Raw genomic sequence first — 20,612 nt, forward strand, 5'->3', positions numbered from 1 at the left:
CTACTCCTGCGGCCGGCCGGGTTCGAAATATCGTCCGGGAAACTCGATGCCCATGGCGCGCAGGTCCTCGAGGAAGCGCGGCCGGATGCCGGTCGCCTCGTAGTGGCCCAGAATCTTGCCGTCGGCCTCCATGCCGGTGCGCACGAAGCGGAAGATCTCCTGCATCTGGATGACATCGCCTTCCATGCCGGTCACCTCGGCGACACTGGTCACCTTGCGCTTGCCGTCGGACAGGCGCGTCAGTTGGACGATCAGGTCGAGCGCGCTGGCGATCTGGCTGCGGATCGACTGCACCGTCATCGGCATGCCGGTCATGCCAAGCATCTGCTCGAGCCGCGAAATGGCGTCGCGCGGCGTGTTGGCATGGATGGTCGCCATCGACCCTTCGTGGCCGGTGTTCATTGCCTGCAGCATGTCGAAAGCCTCCTCGCCGCGGCACTCGCCGAGGATGACGCGGTCGGGGCGCATGCGCAGTGCGTTCTTGACCAGGTCGCGCTGCTTCAGCTCGCCATGGCCTTCGATGTTGGCCGGCCGCGTTTCCATGCGTGCGACATGCGGCTGCTGCAGCTGGAGCTCGGCCGCGTCCTCGATGGTGATCAGCCGCTCGTCTTCCGGAATGAAGGCCGACAGCGCGTTGAGCATGGTCGTCTTGCCGGTGCCGGTGCCGCCCGAAATGATCGTCGTCTTGCGGGCATGCACGGCCGCCGCCAGCACTTCGGCCATGTTCTGGGTGATGGCGCCGAATTCGACCAGTTTATGCAGGCCGAGCTTGTTCTTGGAGAATTTGCGGATCGACACCAGCGGGCCGTCGACCGCAACCGGACGGATGGCCGCGTTGAAGCGCGAGCCGTCCAGCATGCGGGCATCGACCATCGGCTGCGATTCGTCGACGCGGCGACCGACCGCGGCGACGATCTTGTTGACGATGCGCAGGAGATGCGCCTCGTCCTTGAACGGAATGTGGACCGGCTGCAGCTTGCCCTTCTTTTCGACAAAGCAGTTCATGTGGCCGTTGATCAGGATATCGTTGATGTCGGGATCCTTGAGCAGCGGCTCGAGCGGACCGAGGCCGACCATCTCGTCGACGATGTCGTCGACCAGCGCGTCAAGCTCGACGGTGTTGATCGCCATCCGCTCCTGCTTGGTCTTTTCCGAAACGAAGTCATGCACTTGCCGGCGCATCTCATCCTTCGGCAAACGCTCCAGCGCGACAAGATTGATCTCTTCGAGCAGCAGCCGGTGGATACGCACGCGCGCATCGAGCACCTTGTTGGCATTCTTTGCCAGCGCTGCTTCCGGCTTTGCCGGCAAAGCCTTTCGGCTGGTTGGTATAACGACGGCATGATGGGCGACCGGCGTCGTCTCAGGCGCGCGCTGCGGACGCGCATCGCGGTTCTGCAGGGTGGAGAAGCGGCTGGTCATCCGGCTTTCCTCTTCAGCAATCCACGGCCCATGCCAAACAGCGAGCGCGATTTCGCCCGGGTCGGGACCGCTTCTTCCGGCAGGATGATCTTCTTCAGATCGTTGACGACATTGGCGTTGGGATCGATCTCGTGCAGCGGTACGCCGCGATCGACTGCTTCGCGCACCAGCCGGTAGTTGTTGGCGATGCCGCCGACGAAATGCTCGCCAAGGATTTCCTGGACGTCCGCCTGCTTGATGCCGTTATCGAACATCTTCTGTTCGAAACGGTTGACGATGACGTTCGGCTTCACTTCCTTGCCGGCCGTCTCGTAGACCGCCTGGATCAGCCGCTGGGTGTGGCGCAGGCACGGCACGGTCATTTCCGCGACGATGTAGAGCTTGTTGGAACCGAGCAGCACGGTCTCCGTCCATGGAAACCAGGTGCGGGGCATGTCGATGACGACATTGTCGAAATAGGCCGAAACGAGATCCAGCATGCGCACCACGACATCGGTCTTGAACGAGCGCATCTCGGCTGGATGCGCCGGTGCCGCCAGCACGCAAAGCCCGCTGGCATGCTTGGACAGCATCACGTCGAGCAGTTGGCGGTCGAGACGCTCGGGCTGGTTCTCGATCTCGGTGATGTCGAAACGCGGTTCGAGGTCGAGATATTCGGCACAGGCGCCCTGCTGGAAGTTGAGATCGACGACGCAGGTCGAGGCTCCGCGCGTCACCGAGTGATGCAGCTGGAAGGCGGTCTGCAGCGCCAGCGTCGTGGTGCCGACGCCGCCCGCCGCAGGCATGAAGGTATAGATTTGCGACTCGGTGTTTTCCTCGCGCCCGGGCCCTTGCAGCGCCCGTACCACGGAGCGCACCAGATCGGCCGTGGTGATCGGCTTGACCAGGAAATCCGCGACCTTGAGCTGCACGAGAATACGCACCGCGGCCGCGTTGAACTCCTGGGTGACGACGACGACCGGAACCTTGTCCTCCAGCCGACGCATGATGCGCTGCAGCGACTCGACCTCCTCCAGCCTTGCCGCATCCATGTCGACGATGATGGCGCCGAAGTCGGCTTCCTGGATCTCGCCGCGCAACTCGGTAACGTTCTTCTCCACCGTCGAGAGCTGTATGATCTCGGAGGCGGAAAATGCGGTGCGCGTGTCCTGCGCAAACGTCCTGTCGGTCGATACGAGCAGGATCTTCCTGGTCTTGATGCCGTTTGCCATTCTGTCAGCCTGTCAGGTCGCCCGTTGACCAGTTGCCCGTTGAATCAGTTGCCTGTGGTCGACTGCGACGCCTTGGCACCGGCCGCCTGATCGGGTGTGACAGCCGCGGCACTGCCTCGTTGGGCCGGCACCAGGAGCCTGGTGTTCTGGACCCCGTATTTCCAGGGATCGACCATCTGCATGACGGTGTTGGCGGCCTGCGCATTGCCGGCGCCGGCCGTTGGCCCTTCGCTGCGCACATAGTCGTCGCTGGTGCAGCCAGCGGCAAAGCCGGCCAGCAGCAAGGCGACGCTCGATCCAAAGACCAGACGCATGGCTTCAATCCTTCGGCAGGTCGAGGAAATGCCCAGCCGAAGCGGCCGCTGCAGGTTGAGTGACGCGGCCGTCTGCCAGCGCCACGGTGCGACCGGCATCGGAATCCTTCACTTCCTCGGTGTTGTTGAGAAAATAGTCGGCATTGCTGGCCGGCTGCGTGCCATCTGTCGGCTCGACGAGCTTCTTCGACGGATCGACCGGCTTGACCAGATAGGGCGTTACGATGATGACGAGGTCGGTCTCGCGCCGCTGATAGGATTTCGACGAGAACAGCGCCCCAAGCACCGGCATCTTGCCAAGGCCCGGAATGCGCGACGTGGTGATGTCGTTTTGCGACTGCAGCAGTCCAGCGATCATGAAGCTCTGGCCGTTCTTCAGGTCGACCGACGTCCTGGCACGGCGCACGATGAAGCCAGGAACCGAGATCGTCCCGATATTGTAGGAGGCCGACGCGTCGATCGAGGAGACTTCCGGCGCGATATCAAGGCTGACCAGCCCGTCTTTCAGAACCGTAGGCGTGAAATCCAGGCTGACGCCGTATTTCTTGTAGCTGACCGAGATCTTGCCGTTGTCCTCCGAGACCGGGATCGGGAACTCGCCGCCGGCGAGGAAGCTCGCCGTCTGGCCGGACCGGGCGATCAGGTTCGGCTCGGCCAGTCGCCGCGCCAAGCCGCGCTCTTCCAGCGCCTTGATGGCGATATCGATCGATACGCCGTTCGATAGGAGACGACCGATGATCTCGCCAGTACCGGCCGTCGGCACTGTGCCCGGATCGATCGAGACGTCGCGGCCGCCAAGGCCATAGGCGAAATTGGCGGCGTATTTGGCACCCAGATCCTGGCCCGCCTGGCGGTTGATCTCGACAAAGCGGACGTTGAGCTGGACCTGCTGCGAAGATGAGATGTTGACCGAGTTGATCACCTCCTCGGCACCGGAAAAGCGCGTCGCGATCTTGTTTGCCTTTTCGGCGGCGACGGCATCGTCGGCCTCGCCCGACAGCACGACACGGCCATTGGCCGATCCGACCTTGATCCTGGCATCCGGCACGCTGGCGCGAATGGTGCTGGCCAGTTGGTCGGTGTCGAGCGTCACCTCGATGTCGACGGTGCCGACAAGCTGCTTTTTCTCATCGAACAGCGCAATCCCGGTGGTGCCGAGATTGTTGCCGAGCACATAGAAGGATTTGTCGGTCAGCGGATTGACGTTGGCGATCTCCGGATCGCCGATGACGATCTGGTAGAAGGCAGCACTGGTGATGATCGTCTTCGGCTTGCCCTTGGCAACCTTGATTGACGCATTCTTGGTCGACGACACGTAGACGACGTCGTTGTCAGCTCTCGCCGCCGAGGCGCCCAAGGCCAGCGTCGCCGCAGCGGCCAGCGAAGACGCGACAGCCACGGCACGCAAAACGCGCAACCGCGTCATGACCCGATATATGAACAGCCCGAACATTGTCCCGTCCCTCACCCAGTCCCCACTGGTTTATTTCTGGTCCCGCGAAGGAACCTGGTATTCCTCGGCCTTCGTGCCGCGCGTTACGATGACCGTCTTGAACTTCGGTTTCTCCGGCTCCTTGGTGACGGCGTCGAACACCGAGCCGGCCGCGGCCTGCACATTCGAGGCGACCGATCCGCCGAAGGAGGAGATGGTGGTGACGCCGTTCTTGCCGTCACCGCCTTCGCTGGCGGACCGAAGCGACAGCGAGAGCGTGCCGACGGTGCGGGCCAGCGCTACTTTCTGCGCGCCGTCCGTCGTCACCTCGATGGTCACCGAATTGGAAATCTGCGGCGTCGTCTGGCGCTCGTCGGCGCCCTGCCCGACGCTCAGCACCTTGGCATCGGCGACAACGATCTCGGAGGTGATGGTGGAACCGGCAGCCCCTTGCGCATTCTTGGCCACTTCCTGAATTTCGCCGGCATCGCGCGTCAGCACCACGTCAACGCGGTCACCGGGCGTGACGAAGCCGCCGACTCCGGCGATCTCGTCGGTGCGGATGGCGACCGCCCGCATTCCGGGCGTCATCATGTTGGAGAGCGTCGCGCGGCCATTCGGGCCGGACAGCTTGGTCAGCAGCACCGGTTCGTTGACCTCGATCGGCGACAGCACCACGCGGCTGCCGTCGGCGAGCAACGCATTGATGGTGGTGAAGGCGCCCTGCGGCACGGACTCTTGCGACCACGGGATTTCGCTGAGCTGCGCGCGGTCGAGCTCCATGCCGTAGCGCAACGGGGCATTCGCCACCACGATGGTCTTGAATTCGACTTTCGGCACGACAGGTGCCGGAATCGACGACGTCTTCTCTTCGGAATCGGCCTTGGCCTGGCTTTTGACCCAGAAATCCGCGGCAAAGATCGAGATCGCGCCGAAAACGGCGGCGATGCCGATCATCGATATGGCCTTGCCCCTCACGCCTAAACCCCTGATATCAGCAGTTTCTTATTTAGTTGGGCTCACGTTAGGCGGCATTGTTAAAGAATCAGGAATCCCGGGCGTTGGTATCGGATCTATTTCCGCCGGCTTGGTTATCGAATGGTTTTGGGGTAAGAGGGCCCAGATCCCCGAACGGAACAGGAACCTCGGTCGCTTGGCGCTGAAAAGCGTGGCAGTATCGCGAGGTGATTCGCAGCACCGGAACCTATGGCAGGCATGGACGACAGCAACGATCTCTTCGGCAATATGGACAAGCAGCCGCAGCCGGTGCGTACCGCTGCGCGCCCGGCGGATCCACTGGTGGTGCAAGCCACCAAGCGTCCTGCCTCGACCAAGGACGGCAGCGAGGGCTATAGCGCCGCCGACATCGAGGTGCTGGAAGGGCTGGAGCCGGTGCGCCGCCGGCCAGGCATGTATATCGGCGGTACCGACGACAAGGCGATGCACCATCTGTTCGCCGAGGTCATCGACAATTCGATGGACGAAGCGGTTGCCGGCCACGCCACCTTCATCGATGTCGAGCTTTCGGCCGACGGCTATCTCGCCGTGACCGACAATGGCCGCGGCATCCCGATCGATCCGCACCCGAAGTTCAAGAAGCCGGCGCTTGAAGTGATCATGACGACGCTGCATTCGGGCGGCAAGTTCGACTCCAAGGTTTACGAGACATCAGGCGGCCTGCATGGCGTCGGCGTGTCCGTGGTCAACGCGCTGTCGGACCATCTCGAGGTCGAGGTCGCGCGGGGACGGCAACTCTATCGGCAAAAATTCTCGCGCGGCGTTCCCGTGACCGGCCTGGAACAGTTGGGCGAGGTCCACAACCGGCGCGGCACAAAGATCCGCTTCCACCCCGACGAGCAGATTTTCGGCAAGGGCGCGGCGTTCGAACCGGCGCGGCTCTACCGTATGACGCGCTCGAAAGCCTATCTGTTCGGCGGCGTCGAAATCCGCTGGACCTGCGATCCGTCGCTGATCAAGGAAAAAGACCAGACGCCGGCCAAGGCGGAATTCCATTTTCCCGGCGGCCTGAAGGACTATCTCAAGGCATCGCTCGGCGACGACTTCCAGGTAACGCGCGAGATTTTCGCCGGCAAGAGCGAGAAACAGGGCGGCCATGGCTCGCTCGAATGGGCAGTAACCTGGTTCGGCGGCGACGGCTTCATCAATTCCTACTGCAACACCATCCCGACCGGCGAAGGCGGCACCCACGAGGCCGGCTTCCGCAACGTTCTGACGCGAGGCCTGCGCGCCTATGCCGACCTCGTCGGCAACAAGCGCGCCTCGATCGTCACCTCGGAAGACGTCATGATCTCGGCAGCGGGCATGCTGTCGGTGTTCATCCGCGAGCCGGAATTCGTCGGACAGACCAAGGACAGGCTGGCGACGATCGAGGCAATTCGAATTGTCGAGACCGCGATCCGCGATCCATTCGACCATTGGCTGGCCGACAATCCGCAAGAAGCCTCGAAGCTGCTCGAATGGGTGATCGCACGCGCCGACGAGCGGGTGCGCCGGCGCCAGGAAAAAGAGGTGTCGCGCAAGAGCGCGGTGCGCAAGCTGCGGCTGCCGGGCAAGCTCGCCGACTGCACGCAGAATGCCGCGGCCGGTGCAGAACTGTTCATCGTCGAAGGCGACTCGGCCGGCGGCTCGGCCAAGCAGGCGCGCGACCGCGCCAGCCAGGCCGTGCTGCCATTGCGCGGCAAAATCCTCAACGTCGCCAGCGCCGGCAACGATAAGCTGGCGGCCAACCAACAGATTTCGGACCTGATCCAGGCGCTCGGCTGCGGTACGCGTTCGAAGTACCGCGATGAGGATCTGCGCTACGACCGCGTGATCATCATGACCGACGCCGATGTCGACGGCGCCCATATCGCCTCGCTGCTGATCACCTTCTTCTACCAGGAGATGCCGGCGCTGGTGCGTGGCGGCCATCTCTATCTCGCCGTGCCGCCGCTTTACTCGATCAGGCAAGGCGGCAAGGTCGCCTATGCCCGAGACGACGCCCACAAGGACGAGCTCCTGCGCACCGAATTCACCGGGCGCGGCAAGGTGGAACTGGGCCGCTTCAAGGGTCTGGGCGAGATGATGGCCGCCCAGCTCAAGGAAACCACCATGGATCCGAGGAAGCGAACGCTGCTCAGGATCGATGTAATCGACGCCGAGACGGCGACCAAGGACGCCGTCGATGCGTTGATGGGCTCGAAGCCGGAGGCCCGCTTCCGGTTCATCCAGGAACGCGCCGAATTCGCCGAGACGGAAGTGCTGGATATCTAGCCGCCAGCCGGTCCATAACAAGGCTCCAGTTGCGGAGACGAGCATGTGACCAGGACGCGGCTGAAAGGCTATTTCGAGACGAGTTTAGCCGGGTTGACGCAGCCGACGCGCTCCGACTGGATCTTTGCCTTGCGCACCGTTTCAGCCGGCTTGATCGCGCTGCTGGCAGCCTATGCGCTGAAGCTCGACCATCCGCAATGGGCCATGATGACGGTGTTCATCGTCGCCCAGCCGGTTGCCGGCATGGTGCTGGCGAAGGGCTTTTACCGGCTGCTGGGCACGCTGGTCGGCGGCATCGCCGCGATCGGCATCACCACCGTTTTCGGCACCAACCCCTGGGTGCTGGTGACTGTGCTTGCCATCTGGATCGGCATCTGCACCTTCGTCTCGTCGCTGCTGCGCAATCCGGAAGCCTATGGCGCTGCGCTTGCCGGCTACACCGCAATGATCATCGGCCTGCCCGCTTTCGGACAGCCGCATCTCGTCGTCGACCTCGCTGTCGCGCGCTGTGCCGAGATCGTGCTCGGCATCGTCTGCGCCGGCCTGACCAGCCGGCTGATCCTGCCAAAACTGGCCAGCGACGCCATCGTCTCGCGCCTGAAACGCTGCATCCTCGATCTTGCCACCTATGCCGGCGGTGCGTTCTCCGGCGGCGACCCGGCAACGCTGTCCGCGCTGCACCGAAAGCTGGTCACGGATACCCAGACGCTCGGCGAGATGCGCGCCTATGCCAGGCTCGAGGCGCCGAGCTTCGCGCCGCGCGCGCATCCGGTCCGGCGCACGATCGGACAACTGCTCTCGGCGCTGTCGGCGGCACGTGCGTTGCATTCGCATGCCGCTCCGAAGAATGCGGCGCTCATTCCGGTGCGTTCGGAGTTGCAGGCCCTTGTCGGTGAAATGGCCGCGAAGCCCGGCGCGCTGGACGACACCACGCCTTGGGTGGCGCGGCTCGACACCATCTCGGCCAAGGCCCGGCAAATGCCCGATGCCTCGACCGACCAGGGCGACGACAGGGTCGGCACGATCACCCGCCTGACCATTGCCGCCGATTTCGCCGATGCGCTCAAGCAGGTGCTGCGCGGCCTCGATGCCCTGCGTGCGCCTGCCACGCGCCCGGCCAGGGGCAGCAGGCAGCCTGCGCTGGTGGTGCATCGCGATTACGCCGGCGCAGCGCGCAACGCGGTGCGCGCTGCCCTTGCGACGCTGCTGGTCGCGGCCTTCTGGTTGACGACGAAATGGTCGGAAGCCGCCGGCACGGTCATTCTCGTCGCCGTCGTGTCGAGCCTGTTTGCTGCTCGCCCCGACCCTGTGCAGGTCGCCTGGGGTTTCTTCAAGGGAACGCTTCTGGCGCTGCCGTTTGCCTTTCTCGTCGGCCAGATCGCATTGCCTGCCCTGCCCGGCTTCGGCTGGTTCATGCTGTTTGTCGTGCCGATCCTGGTGCCGACGGCGCTGGCCATGGCCAATCCACGCTATGTCGGCGTGGCGACGGCTTTCGCCATCAACTTTCTCGCCTTCCTCAGTCCACACCAGGCGATGACCTACGATCCCGGACCCTTCTTCGCCGGTTCGGCGTCGATCCTGGTCGGCATCCTGCTGGCGATCGGTGTCTTCATCGTCGTGCTGCCGGCCGATCCTTGGCTCGCGGCCACCCGCATCGTGCGCGCCATGCGTGAGGATCTGGCGCGGCTTTGCCTGCATGAGCGGGTGCCGAGGCGGTCGGCCTTCGAGAGCCTCGCCTACGACCGCATCAACCAATTGATGCCGCTGGTGCAGAATGCCGGTCAGAAAGGCGATGCGGTTCTGGGCGGCGGCGTCGCCGCCGTCACCGTCGGCCTGGAGGTCCTTCGGCTGCGCGATGCGAGCCAAAGCCATGCCATCCCATCCGAGACCGCGCTTTCGATCGCCAACTTCCTGAGAGGGCTGGCGCGCGAACTGCTCTTCCGCGCCCCTGGCGATCCGCAGACATCAACCGTCACCGTCGCCCGGCAATATGCGGCTGGTATTGCCCAGCGAAACGGTACCGGGGAATTGCTGCAGATCGCGGCATCGCTGCGCATCATCGCCGCCGCGATGGAGGATTTTCCGGATTTTTTCGCCAGGGATAAAGGCTAGGCGGCCGCTATCGCCAGCGCGTGGCCGCGCGCGTTCTCGCGCAGCGCGTCGAGATGGATCGATTTGACCAAGGCGGCGAGATCACCCTCGGCGGATTGACCGCCCGCTTCCTTGAGCATCAGCCAGCTGACCTCCTGCACACCGGCGACGCGCTTGCCGTTGGCGACCTCGCGCCAGATCTTCAGCGCACGCAGGATGATGGCGTGCGTGGCGCCGGCGAGCCCGGCGCTGCGGAACAATGCCTGCAAGGCCACGTCGTGCCCGCCGGCCAGCAGCGCCCTAACCCTTTGTTCGGACTGCTGGCTGAGCGCAACCAGTGCCGAGCCGAAGAAATCGACCTTGCCATGCGCGATGGTGCGGATGAGGAAGCTCGCGGTGAGGTCGCCACGCAGCCTGAGATGCTCGATCAGGGCCGCATGTTCTTCCGTGCGCGTGCCTTCGATCAGCGTCACCGAAGCCTTGACGCAGGCGTCGCGCATGACGCGGTCGGCTCGCGCCGCGCCCATCATCGCCATCACCAGTGGCGACGTTTTCAGCATTTCGCCAAGCTTGACGAGCAGCATATGCCGGCAGTCGGCCGGCAGCCTGACATCCGATATCAGCGCCTCGCGCACCAGCGGCAGGTGCCCATGCCGTTCGGCCATGCGGCGGAAGCTGAGCGAGGCGATGTCGGCGCCGCTGTTGGCGAGCAGCACGGCGCAGGCGTCCGCCTCGCCGATCTCGGCGATGGCCGCCGACAGCGCCATCGAGACGAGCGGCCGGTCTGCGATCAGTTTTTGCGTCGCCTTCGGACTCGAAGCCACGCGGTTGATCAGGTCGGCGTCGGTGAGCAGCGGCGAGCGCGCCAGCACCACGCCGGCGACTTCCGGCTGGTCGGAGGCCAGCGCGCTGATGATCTGCATTGGCGCGTGTTGGCTCATCGACAGCGCCTCGGCCATCGCCAGCCGCACCTTTGACGAGGCATCGTCGAGCAACAGTGTCAGCGCCGCCTCTGCGGCGCAGCGGTCCTCGAAGGGCAATTCGGAATTGATGTAGGCTCGGGCCAGAGCGCTCGCCGCCGCGGCGCGCTCCGACACCTTGGCCGTGTAGATCCATTTCAGGAAATGCGAAACAACAACCATGCCCGCCTGCTTACGCCCCTTGCCGGAAGGTTCCGACCCCACTGACGACCGTAGGCAGAATTGGTTTACGAACCGTTCACCATGTTCATTAACTGGCTTGCGAGGCTGATTTGCAGCGCCTATCAACCGTCAAGCACCTGAGGAGAAAGAAATGGCCGGACTTTATCTCGAAGAGTTCGTCGTCGGCCATGTCTTCCAGCACACGCTGCGCAAGACCGTTACCGAAAGCGACAACATGCTGTTTTCGGTGATGACGCTGAACCCGCAGCCGCTGCACATCGACTTCGATTTCGCCGCCAAGAGCGAATGGGGCAAGCCGCTGGTCAATTCGCTGTTCACGCTCGGGCTGATGATCGGCATTTCGGTCAATGACATCACCGTCGGCACCACGGTGGCCAATCTCGGCATGAAGGAAACCGTGTTTCCGCATCCGGTCTTCCATGGCGATACCGTTCGCGTCGAGACGACAGTCATCTCGGTGCGCGAGTCCAGGTCGAAGCCCGATCGCGGCATCGTCGAATTCGAGCATCGCGCCTACAACCAGCATGGCGATCTCGTCGCCAAATGCACCAGGCAAGCGATGATGCTGAAGAAGGCGGCCTGATCATGCGCTCGCTGCTGTTCGTCCCCGGTGACTCCGAGAGGAAGCTGGAAAAGGGTTTTGGTGCCGGCGCCGACGTGGTCATCGTCGACCTCGAGGATTCCGTGGCGCCGCACAACAAGGCGCTGGCGCGCGGCGTAGCGGCGCGCTTCATCCTGGAACGCAGGGCACAAACGACTTCCGCCATCTATGTCAGGGTCAATGACCTCGCGACCGGGCTGACGGATAACGATCTGGCGGCGCTGGTTCCGGCGAAACCCGACGGCATCATGCTGCCCAAGTCGAACGGCGGCCAGGATGTGCAGCACCTGTCGGCAAAACTCAGGGTGCGCGAGGCCGAAAACGGTCTGGCCGATGGCGCGATCAAGATCCTGCCGATCATCACCGAAACGCCGGCAGGCGTGCTGGCGGCGGCAACCTATGCCGGGACCAGCGCGCGGCTTGCCGGGCTCACCTGGGGCGCGGAAGACCTGTCGGCGGCGCTCGGCGCGCGCAGCGCCCGCGACGAGCATGGCCGCTACACGGACGTGTTCCGTCACGCTCGCACCATGACCATACTCGCCGCCGGTGCGGCGGAGGTCGCGGCGATCGACACCGTCTTCCCGAATTTTCGCGACATGGCGGCCTTCGCCGCGGAGTGCGCCGAGGCCGAACGCGATGGCTTCACCGGCAAGATGGCGATCCACCCCGATCAGGTGCCGGTCATCAACGCAGCCTTCACGCCGTCGGCCGAGGCGGTGAGACAATCGGCGGCAATCGTTGCTGCGTTCGCGGCAGCGGGAAGCCCCGGCGTCGTCGCTATCGACGGCAAGATGTTCGACCGCCCGCACCTGCGGCTGGCCCAGCGGCTTCTGGCGCGGGCAAAGGCGGCAGGTGTTTCCGCCTGAGCGCCTGCTACCAAACCAATGGAATCAGGCGGTAACGGACCCGGGCCACATAGTCGTCATAGCCGCGCAGACCGGCGCGAAGCGTTTTCTCTTCGATGAAGGTGCGGATGGCCAAGAGAACGACGAGCACGAGCACCGACGCCAGCCCCCACCAGGAACCAAGCAGAAGTGCCGTGCCGGCGAAGAAGAGGATGGCGCCGGCATACATAGGATGGCGGACGTAGCTGTAAGGCCCGGTGGAGATCACACGTTGTCCGCGTTCGTCCTGGATCTTGACCACGGGCGCCGCAAAACTGTTCTCCAGCATCGTCAGATAGCAGATCCAGATTCCGAGCAGCAGGACCAATGCGCCAACCACCTGCGCCCAGACGGGAACCGCCGACCAGCCGAAACGAACGTCGAATCCCATGAATATCTGAGAACCAAAGATGGCGAGCAGAAGTATGGACAGCAGCACCTTGTCGGCCACGTCCTGATTCTTCTGGATGGGAGAGCTCAGCCGCTCATTCATCAGACCGGGATCGCGCCTCGCCAGCGCCACGCCCAAGGTGAGACTGAGGCCCACCATCCCCACCAGATAGACCCAGGCCCCCGGCCAATGCAGCGTTCCGGCCGACAGGAAGAGCAAGGCGCCCATAGCGACGAACCAGACGAATGTCTGAAGAACCAATTTCGCGATCATGATCGACCTGCCTTGATATCCGCTGATGATTGGTATTTTAGACCATTGGTCTACCATACAGACCACTGGTCTATAGTTCAAGCGAACCTTCGACCCGAGGCTCCGAACTCCAGCTTAACAAAAGGCTTGCAGCAGTCGGTTGTGTTGGCCGCTTTTGCCGGGCAGCCTCCGTGTTAGGAATTTTTTCTTGACTCGGTGATCTCAGCTATGGTACATTTTTGCCCATGGTGCTGATTTGCGCCAGTGGCCCGCCGCACAGGCGGGTTTTTCGTTTGATGCTCCGTCAGCCAACGCGCAAGCGGAGGCTCCGAAGGGACCCGTTAACCCGAAATTCGTTGCCCTGGCTGCCGACGTCGGGACTGGACGGGAGCAGCCATCACGTGCAGAAAGTTCGTCATGCCCCGTGTCATCAAGCATCCAGAACTCAGGCGAGAAGAACTTCTGGACCATGCCCAGGCCCTGTTCCTGACCCAGGGCTATGACAAAGCGAGCCTCAATGACGTGATTGCGTCCGCCGGCATCTCGAAGGGTGCTTTCTATCATTACTTCCCCTCCAAGGAGGCTCTCCTGGAGGCATTGGCCGATCGCTTTGCAAGACAGGCACTGGCTGGGGTCCAGGACATACTCCACGATCCCGGCCTCGACCCGCTTGGCCGCCTGAATGGCCTGCTCAGCCAGTCGCGGCGGGCCAAGATCGAAACCGCGCCGGAAGCTTGGGCTCTTTTCGAGACGATGTTCCGGCCTGAGAATCTGGTGCTTTTCCACCGTATCAATCTGGCCGCCAGCGCGTCGTTTTCACCGCTGCTGGTCAAGGTCATCAGGCAAGGAATCGAAGACGGCACTTTCAGGACCTTCGATCCGGAAGGTGTCGCCGACATCGTCATGCAATTCGGCATGGCCACGCGTGATGTCGTGGCCAAGGCCATTGCCGGCGGCAGCGACGCCGACATGGAGGCCGCGATCGAAGTCCTGGAGAAACGCGTCAGGCTCTACGAGATCGCCCTCGACCGCATACTGGGCCTGCCCGATGGAAGCATTCGGATCGGCGAGCCCGGCTATGTGCGCACCGTCATGACCGCCAGGCGGCGAACGAGTGCCGGCAAGGCGCGATAGCTGGCCGAGCCTGATATCTAGTCCTTCTCCCAGCGTGGCCGGCGCATCGAAAACACCTCGTCGACGCTGGCATAGTCCATATAGCCGAGACGAGCGACATTGCCGGCCTTGGTGATATCGAACAGGCCGTCCGTCAGGAAGGCGTCGTCGATATGCACGCCGACCACTTCACCGGCGACGATGACGGCACTTGTCGGCGACCCGTCCAGGGCCTTTGGCCGAAAAACTTCAGTCACCCGGCATTCGAGCGCGGCCGGCGCTGCCGCCACGCGCGGCGGCGCCACCAGGCGCGACGGCGCCATGGCAAGATCGGCATAGACGAACTCATTGACGCCGCGCGGAGCATTGACCGACGTGCGGTTCATCTTCTCCGCGAGATCGCGGCTGACCAGATTGGCGACGAACTCGCCGGTTTCCTGGGCGAAGGAGGCGCTGTCCTTCTCGCCTTCGGAGGAGAACCAGACGATGAAAGGCCGCGTCGAAACGGCATTGAAGAAGGAATATGGCGCGAGGTTGATCTCACCAGCCCTGTTCAGTGTCGAAATCCAGCCGATCGGACGCGGCGCCACGATCGCCTTCGAAGGGTCGTGCGGCAGGCCGTGGCCCTTTGAAGGTTCGTAGAACATTCAGCCCGCCCACGGCCCCGAATAGTCGCCGTAAAGCTTTGCCGGATCGGGCCGGGGCCGCTCCGGCGCCGGGCCGGCATAGGAGCCGATATGGATGAAGCCGATGACCCGCTCCTGCGGCGCCAGCCCCAGCAGTGCCCTGCCCTCCGGCACATCCGAATACCAGTTGCTGATCATGTTGGTGCCAAAGCCCAGCGCGTTGGCTGATATCATCAGGTTCATCGCCGCCATGCCGCCCGACAGGAACATTTCCCATTGCGGGATTTTTGGATTCTCCCTGGGGACAGATACGACGCCGATCACCAGCGGTGCGCGCGAGAACCGCGCCAGTTCCTGATTGCGGCGGCCCTCCGTCAATGGGCCCTCCCGCTGCTCGGCAAGTGCTGCCAGTTGCCTGCCGATCTCGACGCGGGCGTCGCCACGGTAGAGGATGAAGCGCCAGGGCTCCAACCGGCCATGATCGGGCACCCGGGAGGCAGCAGTGATCATTGTCGCGATCTCCGCATCGCTCGGCGCCGGCTCCTTCAGATCTGGAATCGGTGCGGAGTTTCGGGTCAGCAGGAAGTCGATGATCGGCGACGCCATGGGCGCAAGTCTCCTGGACATTCTGTTTTGAGCTGAAGCGCACCATCGGGGATTCGGGCGGCTCGGGCATTGGCGCGGGATACGCCGGACGGAAGAGTCGTATCGGTCGGACTCTTAAGCCTTGAAATTGCCACCGCCATGGGCTTCAACGCAAGGCATGTTTGAGGGGACTATCCGTCTTTTCCTGATCTGGCTCGGCGCCCTGCTGTTCATGGCGCCGGTTTCGTTCGCCATGGCGCAGAATGTCGACGGTGTCAGCGACCTGAAGCTTCCGGGAATTTCGAGCTACGCGACGCCGAAAGGCGAGACGTCACTGGCACTGAGCGGCGGCGGTGCCATCACACTCTCTGCCCAGTTGACCGACAAGGGTTCCGACATCACGCGCGGTATCGTCTGGCGGGTCTTCAAGCCGGAAGCCGTCAACGGCAAATTGCCGATGGTCGCCTCCTCGCATGGCGGCACCGCCGTCTTCCAGCTCGAACCCGGCAGCTATCTGGTTCACGCCTCCTACGGCCGGGCCGGCGCCACCAAACGCATCACTGTCGGCAAGGACGCCAAGCGCGAAAGCCTCGTGCTCGATGCCGGCGGCCTCAAGCTCGACGCCGTGCTGTCCGGCGGCGTGCGCATTCCACCGAAGAAGCTGCGCTTTTCGATCTACGAGGGCACTGCCGAGGCCAATGGCGACCGCGCGCTGATCATTCCCGATGTCGAGCCCAACAGCGTCGTGCGGCTCAACGCCGGCATCTACCATGTCGTCTCGACCTATGGCGCGGTCAATGCAGTCATTCGCTCCGACATCCGCGTCGAGGCCGGCAAGCTGACCGAAGCCACCGTCGAGCATCACGCCGCCGAGATCACGATGAAGCTGGTGCGCGAAACCGGTGGCGAGGCGATCGCCGACACGTCCTGGTCACTGCTCAACGAGTCCGGCGATCCGATCAAGGAAACCGTCGGCGCTTTCGCCTCGATGGTGCTGGCCGAGGGCGACTACACCATCATCGCCAAGAACCGCGACCGCATCTACCAGAAGGATTTTACGGTCGTGGCCGGGCAGAACCAGGAAATCGAGGTTCTGGCCACCGAGGCCGCGGCGATGGATCCTGAAGAAGGCGCGGATTAACTTTCGTTTTAAGGATCAAGCCGCCAGTTCGGTCCGCGCCGGCAGGAACGGGATCCGGCGGCGTGGCAAAGCTGGCGCCAGGTCGAACACGCCGCGATAGAGGCGGTCGAGCAAGGCCTTGCGGTCGCGCAACGGCTCCAGTTCGCTCCAGCTCAGCACATCGCCGACGCGCACGTCGATCGCCTTGCCCGACAGCCGCGCGAATTCGTGGATGAGCAGCGACGTGCGCAGCGTCAGCGAGGCCTTGCCGACGAACTTGGCCACCCGGCCGTCGCGCTCGGCCATGTTCATCGGCCCGCTGACAAGATGGAACAGCCTGCCGTTCTGCCCGGAAAAATGCATCGGGATGACCGACGCCCTGGCGTCCTGGACGAGGCGGGCCGGAAACATCTTCCACGGCAGATCGCGCGCCCGGCCAAAACCCTTTGGCGCGGTGGCGACACCGCCGGCCGGAAATACCACGATGGTGACGCCCTCTTTCAGCAGGCGCACCGCTTCATGGCGCACGGCCATGTTGTTCTTCAGCGCATCCTTGGTCTCCGAAAAGTCGATCGGCAGCGAATAAGGCTCCATCTCGCGGATCTTGAGCAGATCCTTGTGGATCATCACCCGGAACGGACGGCCGAGCTGCTCGGCCAGCGACAGCACGGCGATACCGTCACCGATGCCGAACGGATGATTGGCGACGATCACCAGCGGCGTGTCCGGCAATTGCGCGGGTGGCCACTGATCAGCGGTCCGCACCCGCACGTCGATCAGGTCGAGCATGCGGCTGAACACGCGTTCGCCGGTCGGCACGATCTGGCGGCGCCAGAAATCATAAAGTGCTGTGTAGCGGTCGCGGCCCGACAAGCCTTCGACCGAATGTATGAACCAGCGCGTCAGCGCCGGCTGGCGCGGATTGGCATAGGAAAGCTCGGGAAAGGGTCGTTCGCGCAATTTCAACTTGAGCATAGGGGCTCGTTACAAGGTAGGCGTGACAGGGATATGAAAATGGCGGTGGATCGCTCCACCGCCATTTGGTAGAAATTATGCCAATCAGGCCGCGCGTTTGCGCCGGCGGTCGGGTGTAACAGCTTCCTCGGTCAGTTGCGCGATCGCCTGGTCAAGGCCAAGCGATTCCTGGTCGCGCGAGCCCAGTCGGCGCATGTTGACCGTCTGCTCTTCCGCTTCGCGCTTGCCGCAGACGAGGATGACCGGAACCTTGGCCAGGCTGTGCTCGCGGACCTTGTAGTTGATCTTCTCGTTGCGCAGATCCGCTTCCGCCAACAGCCCAGCGGCCTTGAGCTTTGCCACCACCTCGGTCGCATAGTCGTCGGCATCCGACGTGATCGTCGCCACCACCACTTGCAGCGGCGCGAACCACAGCGGGAAATGGCCGGAATAGTTCTCGATCAGGATGCCGAGGAAGCGCTCCATCGAGCCGCAGATGGCGCGGTGAACCATGACAGGCTGCTTCTTCTCGGAATCCGAGCCGATATAGAAGGCGCCAAACCGCTCCGGCAGGTTGAAATCGACCTGCGTCGTGCCGCACTGCCATTCGCGGCCGATGGCATCCTTCAGCACATATTCGAATTTCGGCCCGTAGAAGGCGCCCTCACCCGGATTGATCGAGGTCTTGATGCGATTGCCGGACCGTGTCCTGATCGTCTCCAGCACGCCGCCCATGATCGCCTCGGCGTGATCCCACGCCTCGTCGGTACCGACGCGTTTGTCCGGCCGCGTCGACAGCTTGACGCTGATTTCGTCGAAACCGAAATCAGCATAGGTCGACAGGATCAGATCGTTGATGCGCAGGCATTCCGCCGCCAGCTGCTCTTCGGTGCAGAAGATGTGCGCATCGTCTTGCGTAAAACCGCGCACACGCATCAGCCCGTGCAGCGCGCCGGATGGTTCGTAACGGTGGACGTTGCCGAATTCTGCAAGTTTGACAGGCAGATCGCGATAAGACTTCAACCCATGCTTGAAAATCTGCACATGGCCCGGGCAGTTCATCGGCTTCAGAGCGAAGATCCGGTCGTCATCGGTATCGTCGCCGGCCACCGTCACCTTGAACATGGCGTCGCGATACCATCCCCAATGGCCTGACGTCTCCCACAGGCTCTTGTCGAGAACCTGCGGCGCGTTGACCTCCTGATAGCCCTGCTCGTCGAGGCGGCGGCGCATGTAGTTGACCAGGTTCTGGAACATCTTCCAGCCCTTGGCGTGCCAGAAGACGACGCCAGGCCCCTCTTCCTGGAAATGGAACAGGTCCATCTCGCGGCCGATCTTCCTGTGGTCGCGCTTCTCGGCCTCCTCCAGCATCGTCTGATAGGCTTCGAGCTGCGCCTGATCAGCCCAGGCCGTGCCGTAGATGCGGGTCAGCATCGGATTGTTCGAATCGCCGCGCCAATAGGCGCCGGCCACCTTCATCAGTTTGAAGGCGTTGCCGATCTGCCCCGTCGAGGCCATGTGCGGGCCACGGCAAAGGTCGAACCAGTCGCCCTGCGCGTAGATCTTGAGATCCTGATCCTCGGGAATGGCGTCGATCAGCTCCAGCTTGTAGCGTTCGCCCTTGTCGGCAAACACTTTCTTCGCCTTGTCGCGCGACCAGACTTCCTTGGTGAACGGCTTGTTGCGCGAAATGATCTCGCGCATCTTCTTCTCGATCACGGGAAAATCGTCAGGCGTGAACGGCTCGTTGCGGGCGAAGTCGTAGTAAAACCCGTTCTCGATCACCGGCCCGATGGTCACCTGCGTTCCCGGCCACAATTCCTGCACGGCTTCCGCCAACACATGTGCGGCGTCGTGACGGATCAGTTCGAGTGCGCGCGGGTCGTCGCGGGTGACGATCTCGACCTTGCCGGATTTGCCAAGCGGATCGCTGAGATCGCGGACGGTGCCGTCGATCGCATAGGCGACCGCCTTCTTGGCCAGCGATTTCGAGATCGATTCGGCGAGGCCCGCACCGGTCATCGCCGCATCGTATTCGCGGACGGAGCCATCGGGAAATGTCAGGGAAACGGAATTCAGCATGTATATCTCCTATCCAGTCCCGCAAACGAGCGCGGGTGGTTGAAATGCATGTCCCCCAAAAGTGTGTGGGCGGTTTTGGGGTTACGACATGCAAAGAGTAGGCCGGATGCGTCCGGCAGCGGCTGTCTTTTATGGACAGATTCCGCCGCCGTAAAGCCCGGCTCAAATGTCAGACTTCATTTGATGAGCAGCGGCAGGTCCTTCAGGAACGCGGCTCGGGTCTTGAGGCCTTTGGGCATATCGGTCCGATCGGTGTCGACGACAAGGCGCGCAAAGACGATCTGGCGGCCATCCTTGTTCGCCCAGCCGACGAACCACCCAAGCGAGCGCTTATCCTGAACCTTGTCGGCATCGTTGCGCAGCCTGGTGCTTCCGGTCTTGCCCTGCACCGTCCAGCCTCCGGCCTGGAAGGTCGGGATGATGGCTGATGTCTTGTCGTAGGCCCTGGCCGAGACAGGCAGCTTGCGGGCCAGCAGCTTGCGCAGGAAATCGACCTGCTCGACCGGCGTGATCTTGAGCGAGGAGTTTATCCAGGATTGGGTCAAACCATCATTCTTGCCGGAATTGCCGGAAACATCGGCATTGCCGTAGCCGAATTTGGAGACATAGCCAGCCAATTTTTCCGGCCCGAGCCGACTGGTGATTTCACGGGAGAACCAGACGATCGAATCCCGTTCCCAGATCACCGGATCGACGGTCTTCTGGTCCCGCTTCACCGCCTTGAACTCCGGCTTGTAGTCCCACGCCGGCGTATGCTCGTCGCTCAGGATCCCGCTGTCATAGCCGATCAGCGACAGCGGCACCTTGAACGTCGAGGCCGGGCTGAACCGCTGGTCGCACACTCCGTCCTGGTAAAGCGTCTTGCCGCTCGCCGCATCGGCGATCACCGTGCACTGCAAATCCCCCAGCGGCGCCGATTGCGCGCGCAGCGGAAATCCCAGCAGCCAGGCGAGCAGGAACAGGATCCCGGCAAAGATGAAGGGAAGACGGTCGAAATTGCGCATTTTCTGCTCGCTCCAGAAGGGGGTTCGCGAGCGGCTTAGCGGGGTCTCTTGTCTCGATTTTGTCTCAAATGCGCAGTCTTTGTGCAGGCTGTTG

18 protein-coding genes are annotated in these 20,612 nt (G+C 63.0%); 6 read left to right on the forward strand and 12 right to left on the reverse strand.

Annotation, left to right across the window (positions count from 1 at the left end; genetic code table 11):
- From M729_RS0119470 to cpaB, 5 genes are read right to left on the reverse strand one after another with little or no spacing between them, the layout of a single operon-like run.
- A complete protein-coding gene (locus M729_RS0119470; RefSeq protein WP_013531960.1) occupies window positions 1–1,422 on the reverse strand; it encodes a CpaF family protein in 1,422 nt (473 codons plus the stop codon).
- Entirely contained in the window at window positions 1,419–2,633 is a 1,215-nt protein-coding gene (locus M729_RS0119475) for a CpaE family protein (protein WP_013531961.1), read from the reverse strand. The genes M729_RS0119470 and M729_RS0119475 overlap by 4 nt, the downstream gene beginning before the upstream one ends.
- A 44-nt stretch (window positions 2,634–2,677) precedes the next feature.
- Window positions 2,678–2,947, reverse strand: a complete 270-nt coding sequence (locus tag M729_RS0119480) for a hypothetical protein (RefSeq protein ID WP_013531962.1) — start codon at window positions 2,945–2,947, stop codon at window positions 2,678–2,680.
- Between the two features lie 4 nt (window positions 2,948–2,951).
- Entirely contained in the window at window positions 2,952–4,400 is a 1,449-nt protein-coding gene (locus M729_RS0119485) for a type II and III secretion system protein family protein (protein ID WP_027162570.1), read from the reverse strand.
- A gap of 30 nt (window positions 4,401–4,430) precedes the next feature.
- A complete protein-coding gene (cpaB, locus tag M729_RS0119490; protein ID WP_245267599.1) occupies window positions 4,431–5,357 on the reverse strand; it encodes a Flp pilus assembly protein CpaB in 927 nt (308 codons plus the stop codon).
- 237 nt (window positions 5,358–5,594) lie between these two features.
- Between cpaB and parE the strand changes: the two genes are divergently transcribed.
- Both parE and M729_RS0119500 read left to right on the forward strand, forming a co-directional pair.
- Window positions 5,595–7,652 (forward strand): DNA topoisomerase IV subunit B, encoded by a 2,058-nt coding sequence (parE, locus tag M729_RS0119495; RefSeq protein ID WP_027162572.1) that lies wholly within the window; start codon window positions 5,595–5,597, stop codon window positions 7,650–7,652.
- Between the two features lie 45 nt (window positions 7,653–7,697).
- Window positions 7,698–9,764, forward strand: a complete 2,067-nt coding sequence (locus M729_RS0119500) for an FUSC family protein (RefSeq protein WP_027162573.1) — start codon at window positions 7,698–7,700, stop codon at window positions 9,762–9,764.
- Here the strand turns inward: M729_RS0119500 and M729_RS0119505 are convergent.
- A complete protein-coding gene (locus M729_RS0119505; protein WP_027162574.1) occupies window positions 9,761–10,885 on the reverse strand; it encodes a DUF2336 domain-containing protein in 1,125 nt (374 codons plus the stop codon). The genes M729_RS0119500 and M729_RS0119505 overlap by 4 nt on opposite strands.
- A gap of 151 nt (window positions 10,886–11,036) precedes the next feature.
- On the opposite strand from M729_RS0119505, the gene M729_RS0119510 reads away from it, so the two are divergent.
- A complete protein-coding gene (locus M729_RS0119510) occupies window positions 11,037–11,489 on the forward strand; it encodes a MaoC family dehydratase (RefSeq protein ID WP_027162575.1) in 453 nt (150 codons plus the stop codon).
- A gap of 2 nt (window positions 11,490–11,491) precedes the next feature.
- On the forward strand, window positions 11,492–12,373 hold the full coding sequence (locus tag M729_RS0119515) for a CoA ester lyase (RefSeq protein WP_027162576.1): 882 nt from the start codon (window positions 11,492–11,494) through the stop codon (window positions 12,371–12,373).
- Window positions 12,374–12,380: 7 nt separating this feature from the next.
- On the opposite strand, the gene M729_RS0119520 is transcribed toward M729_RS0119515, so the two are convergent.
- Window positions 12,381–13,055, reverse strand: a complete 675-nt coding sequence (locus M729_RS0119520) for an isoprenylcysteine carboxylmethyltransferase family protein (protein WP_027162577.1) — start codon at window positions 13,053–13,055, stop codon at window positions 12,381–12,383.
- Between the two features lie 396 nt (window positions 13,056–13,451).
- Here M729_RS0119520 and M729_RS0119525 point away from each other — a divergent pair, with 396 nt between their 5' ends.
- Window positions 13,452–14,168, forward strand: a complete 717-nt coding sequence (locus tag M729_RS0119525; RefSeq protein WP_024505353.1) for a TetR/AcrR family transcriptional regulator — start codon at window positions 13,452–13,454, stop codon at window positions 14,166–14,168.
- 17 nt (window positions 14,169–14,185) lie between these two features.
- Here the strand turns inward: M729_RS0119525 and M729_RS0119530 are convergent, their stop codons facing one another.
- The gene (locus M729_RS0119530) at window positions 14,186–14,794 is read right to left on the reverse strand and encodes a flavin reductase family protein (RefSeq protein WP_027162578.1); all 609 of its coding nucleotides are present in this window, start codon (window positions 14,792–14,794) and stop codon (window positions 14,186–14,188) included.
- Complete coding sequence (locus tag M729_RS0119535) at window positions 14,795–15,379, reverse strand: nitroreductase (RefSeq protein ID WP_027162579.1); 585 nt, start codon at window positions 15,377–15,379, stop codon at window positions 14,795–14,797. It abuts the gene before it with no gap.
- 157 nt (window positions 15,380–15,536) lie between these two features.
- Here M729_RS0119535 and M729_RS0119540 point away from each other — a divergent pair, with 157 nt between their 5' ends.
- Entirely contained in the window at window positions 15,537–16,499 is a 963-nt protein-coding gene (locus M729_RS0119540) for a hypothetical protein (protein WP_027162580.1), read from the forward strand.
- A 15-nt stretch (window positions 16,500–16,514) separates the two neighbouring features.
- Here the strand turns inward: M729_RS0119540 and M729_RS0119545 are convergent, their stop codons facing one another.
- From M729_RS0119545 to blaOXA, 3 genes are all read right to left on the reverse strand, one after another.
- Complete coding sequence (locus M729_RS0119545; protein WP_027162581.1) at window positions 16,515–17,453, reverse strand: GNAT family N-acetyltransferase; 939 nt, start codon at window positions 17,451–17,453, stop codon at window positions 16,515–16,517.
- Between the two features lie 84 nt (window positions 17,454–17,537).
- On the reverse strand, window positions 17,538–19,514 hold the full coding sequence (gene thrS, locus M729_RS0119550; protein WP_027162582.1) for a threonine--tRNA ligase: 1,977 nt from the start codon (window positions 19,512–19,514) through the stop codon (window positions 17,538–17,540).
- A 176-nt stretch (window positions 19,515–19,690) separates the two neighbouring features.
- Window positions 19,691–20,518, reverse strand: coding sequence for a class D beta-lactamase (blaOXA, locus tag M729_RS0119555; RefSeq protein ID WP_027162583.1), 828 nt, complete (start codon window positions 20,516–20,518; stop codon window positions 19,691–19,693).
- Window positions 20,519–20,612 lie beyond the last annotated feature (94 nt).

The organism is Mesorhizobium sp. WSM1293 (assembly GCF_000513875.1).
Taxonomy (GTDB): Bacteria; Pseudomonadota; Alphaproteobacteria; order Rhizobiales; family Rhizobiaceae; genus Mesorhizobium; species Mesorhizobium ciceri.

Excerpts from the sequence above, each read along its gene's own strand:
- parE (WP_027162572.1), top strand. The coding sequence starts at position 5,595 with ATGGACGACAGCAACGATCTCTTCGGCAATATGGACAAGCAGCCGCAG.
- M729_RS0119525 (WP_024505353.1), top strand. The coding sequence starts at position 13,452 with ATGCCCCGTGTCATCAAGCATCCAGAACTCAGGCGAGAAGAACTTCTG.
- M729_RS0119470 (WP_013531960.1), bottom strand. The coding sequence starts at position 1,422 with ATGACCAGCCGCTTCTCCACCCTGCAGAACCGCGATGCGCGTCCGCAG.
- M729_RS0119520 (WP_027162577.1), bottom strand. The coding sequence starts at position 13,055 with ATGATCGCGAAATTGGTTCTTCAGACATTCGTCTGGTTCGTCGCTATG.
- M729_RS0119540 (WP_027162580.1), top strand. The coding sequence starts at position 15,537 with ATGTTTGAGGGGACTATCCGTCTTTTCCTGATCTGGCTCGGCGCCCTG.
- M729_RS0119485 (WP_027162570.1), bottom strand. The coding sequence starts at position 4,400 with ATGTTCGGGCTGTTCATATATCGGGTCATGACGCGGTTGCGCGTTTTG.
- blaOXA (WP_027162583.1), bottom strand. The coding sequence starts at position 20,518 with ATGCGCAATTTCGACCGTCTTCCCTTCATCTTTGCCGGGATCCTGTTC.
- M729_RS0119535 (WP_027162579.1), bottom strand. The coding sequence starts at position 15,379 with ATGGCGTCGCCGATCATCGACTTCCTGCTGACCCGAAACTCCGCACCG.
- M729_RS0119505 (WP_027162574.1), bottom strand. The coding sequence starts at position 10,885 with ATGGTTGTTGTTTCGCATTTCCTGAAATGGATCTACACGGCCAAGGTG.
- M729_RS0119545 (WP_027162581.1), bottom strand. The coding sequence starts at position 17,453 with ATGCTCAAGTTGAAATTGCGCGAACGACCCTTTCCCGAGCTTTCCTAT.
- M729_RS0119530 (WP_027162578.1), bottom strand. The coding sequence starts at position 14,794 with ATGTTCTACGAACCTTCAAAGGGCCACGGCCTGCCGCACGACCCTTCG.
- M729_RS0119480 (WP_013531962.1), bottom strand. The coding sequence starts at position 2,947 with ATGCGTCTGGTCTTTGGATCGAGCGTCGCCTTGCTGCTGGCCGGCTTT.
- M729_RS0119510 (WP_027162575.1), top strand. The coding sequence starts at position 11,037 with ATGGCCGGACTTTATCTCGAAGAGTTCGTCGTCGGCCATGTCTTCCAG.
- M729_RS0119515 (WP_027162576.1), top strand. The coding sequence starts at position 11,492 with ATGCGCTCGCTGCTGTTCGTCCCCGGTGACTCCGAGAGGAAGCTGGAA.
- M729_RS0119475 (WP_013531961.1), bottom strand. The coding sequence starts at position 2,633 with ATGGCAAACGGCATCAAGACCAGGAAGATCCTGCTCGTATCGACCGAC.
- thrS (WP_027162582.1), bottom strand. The coding sequence starts at position 19,514 with ATGCTGAATTCCGTTTCCCTGACATTTCCCGATGGCTCCGTCCGCGAA.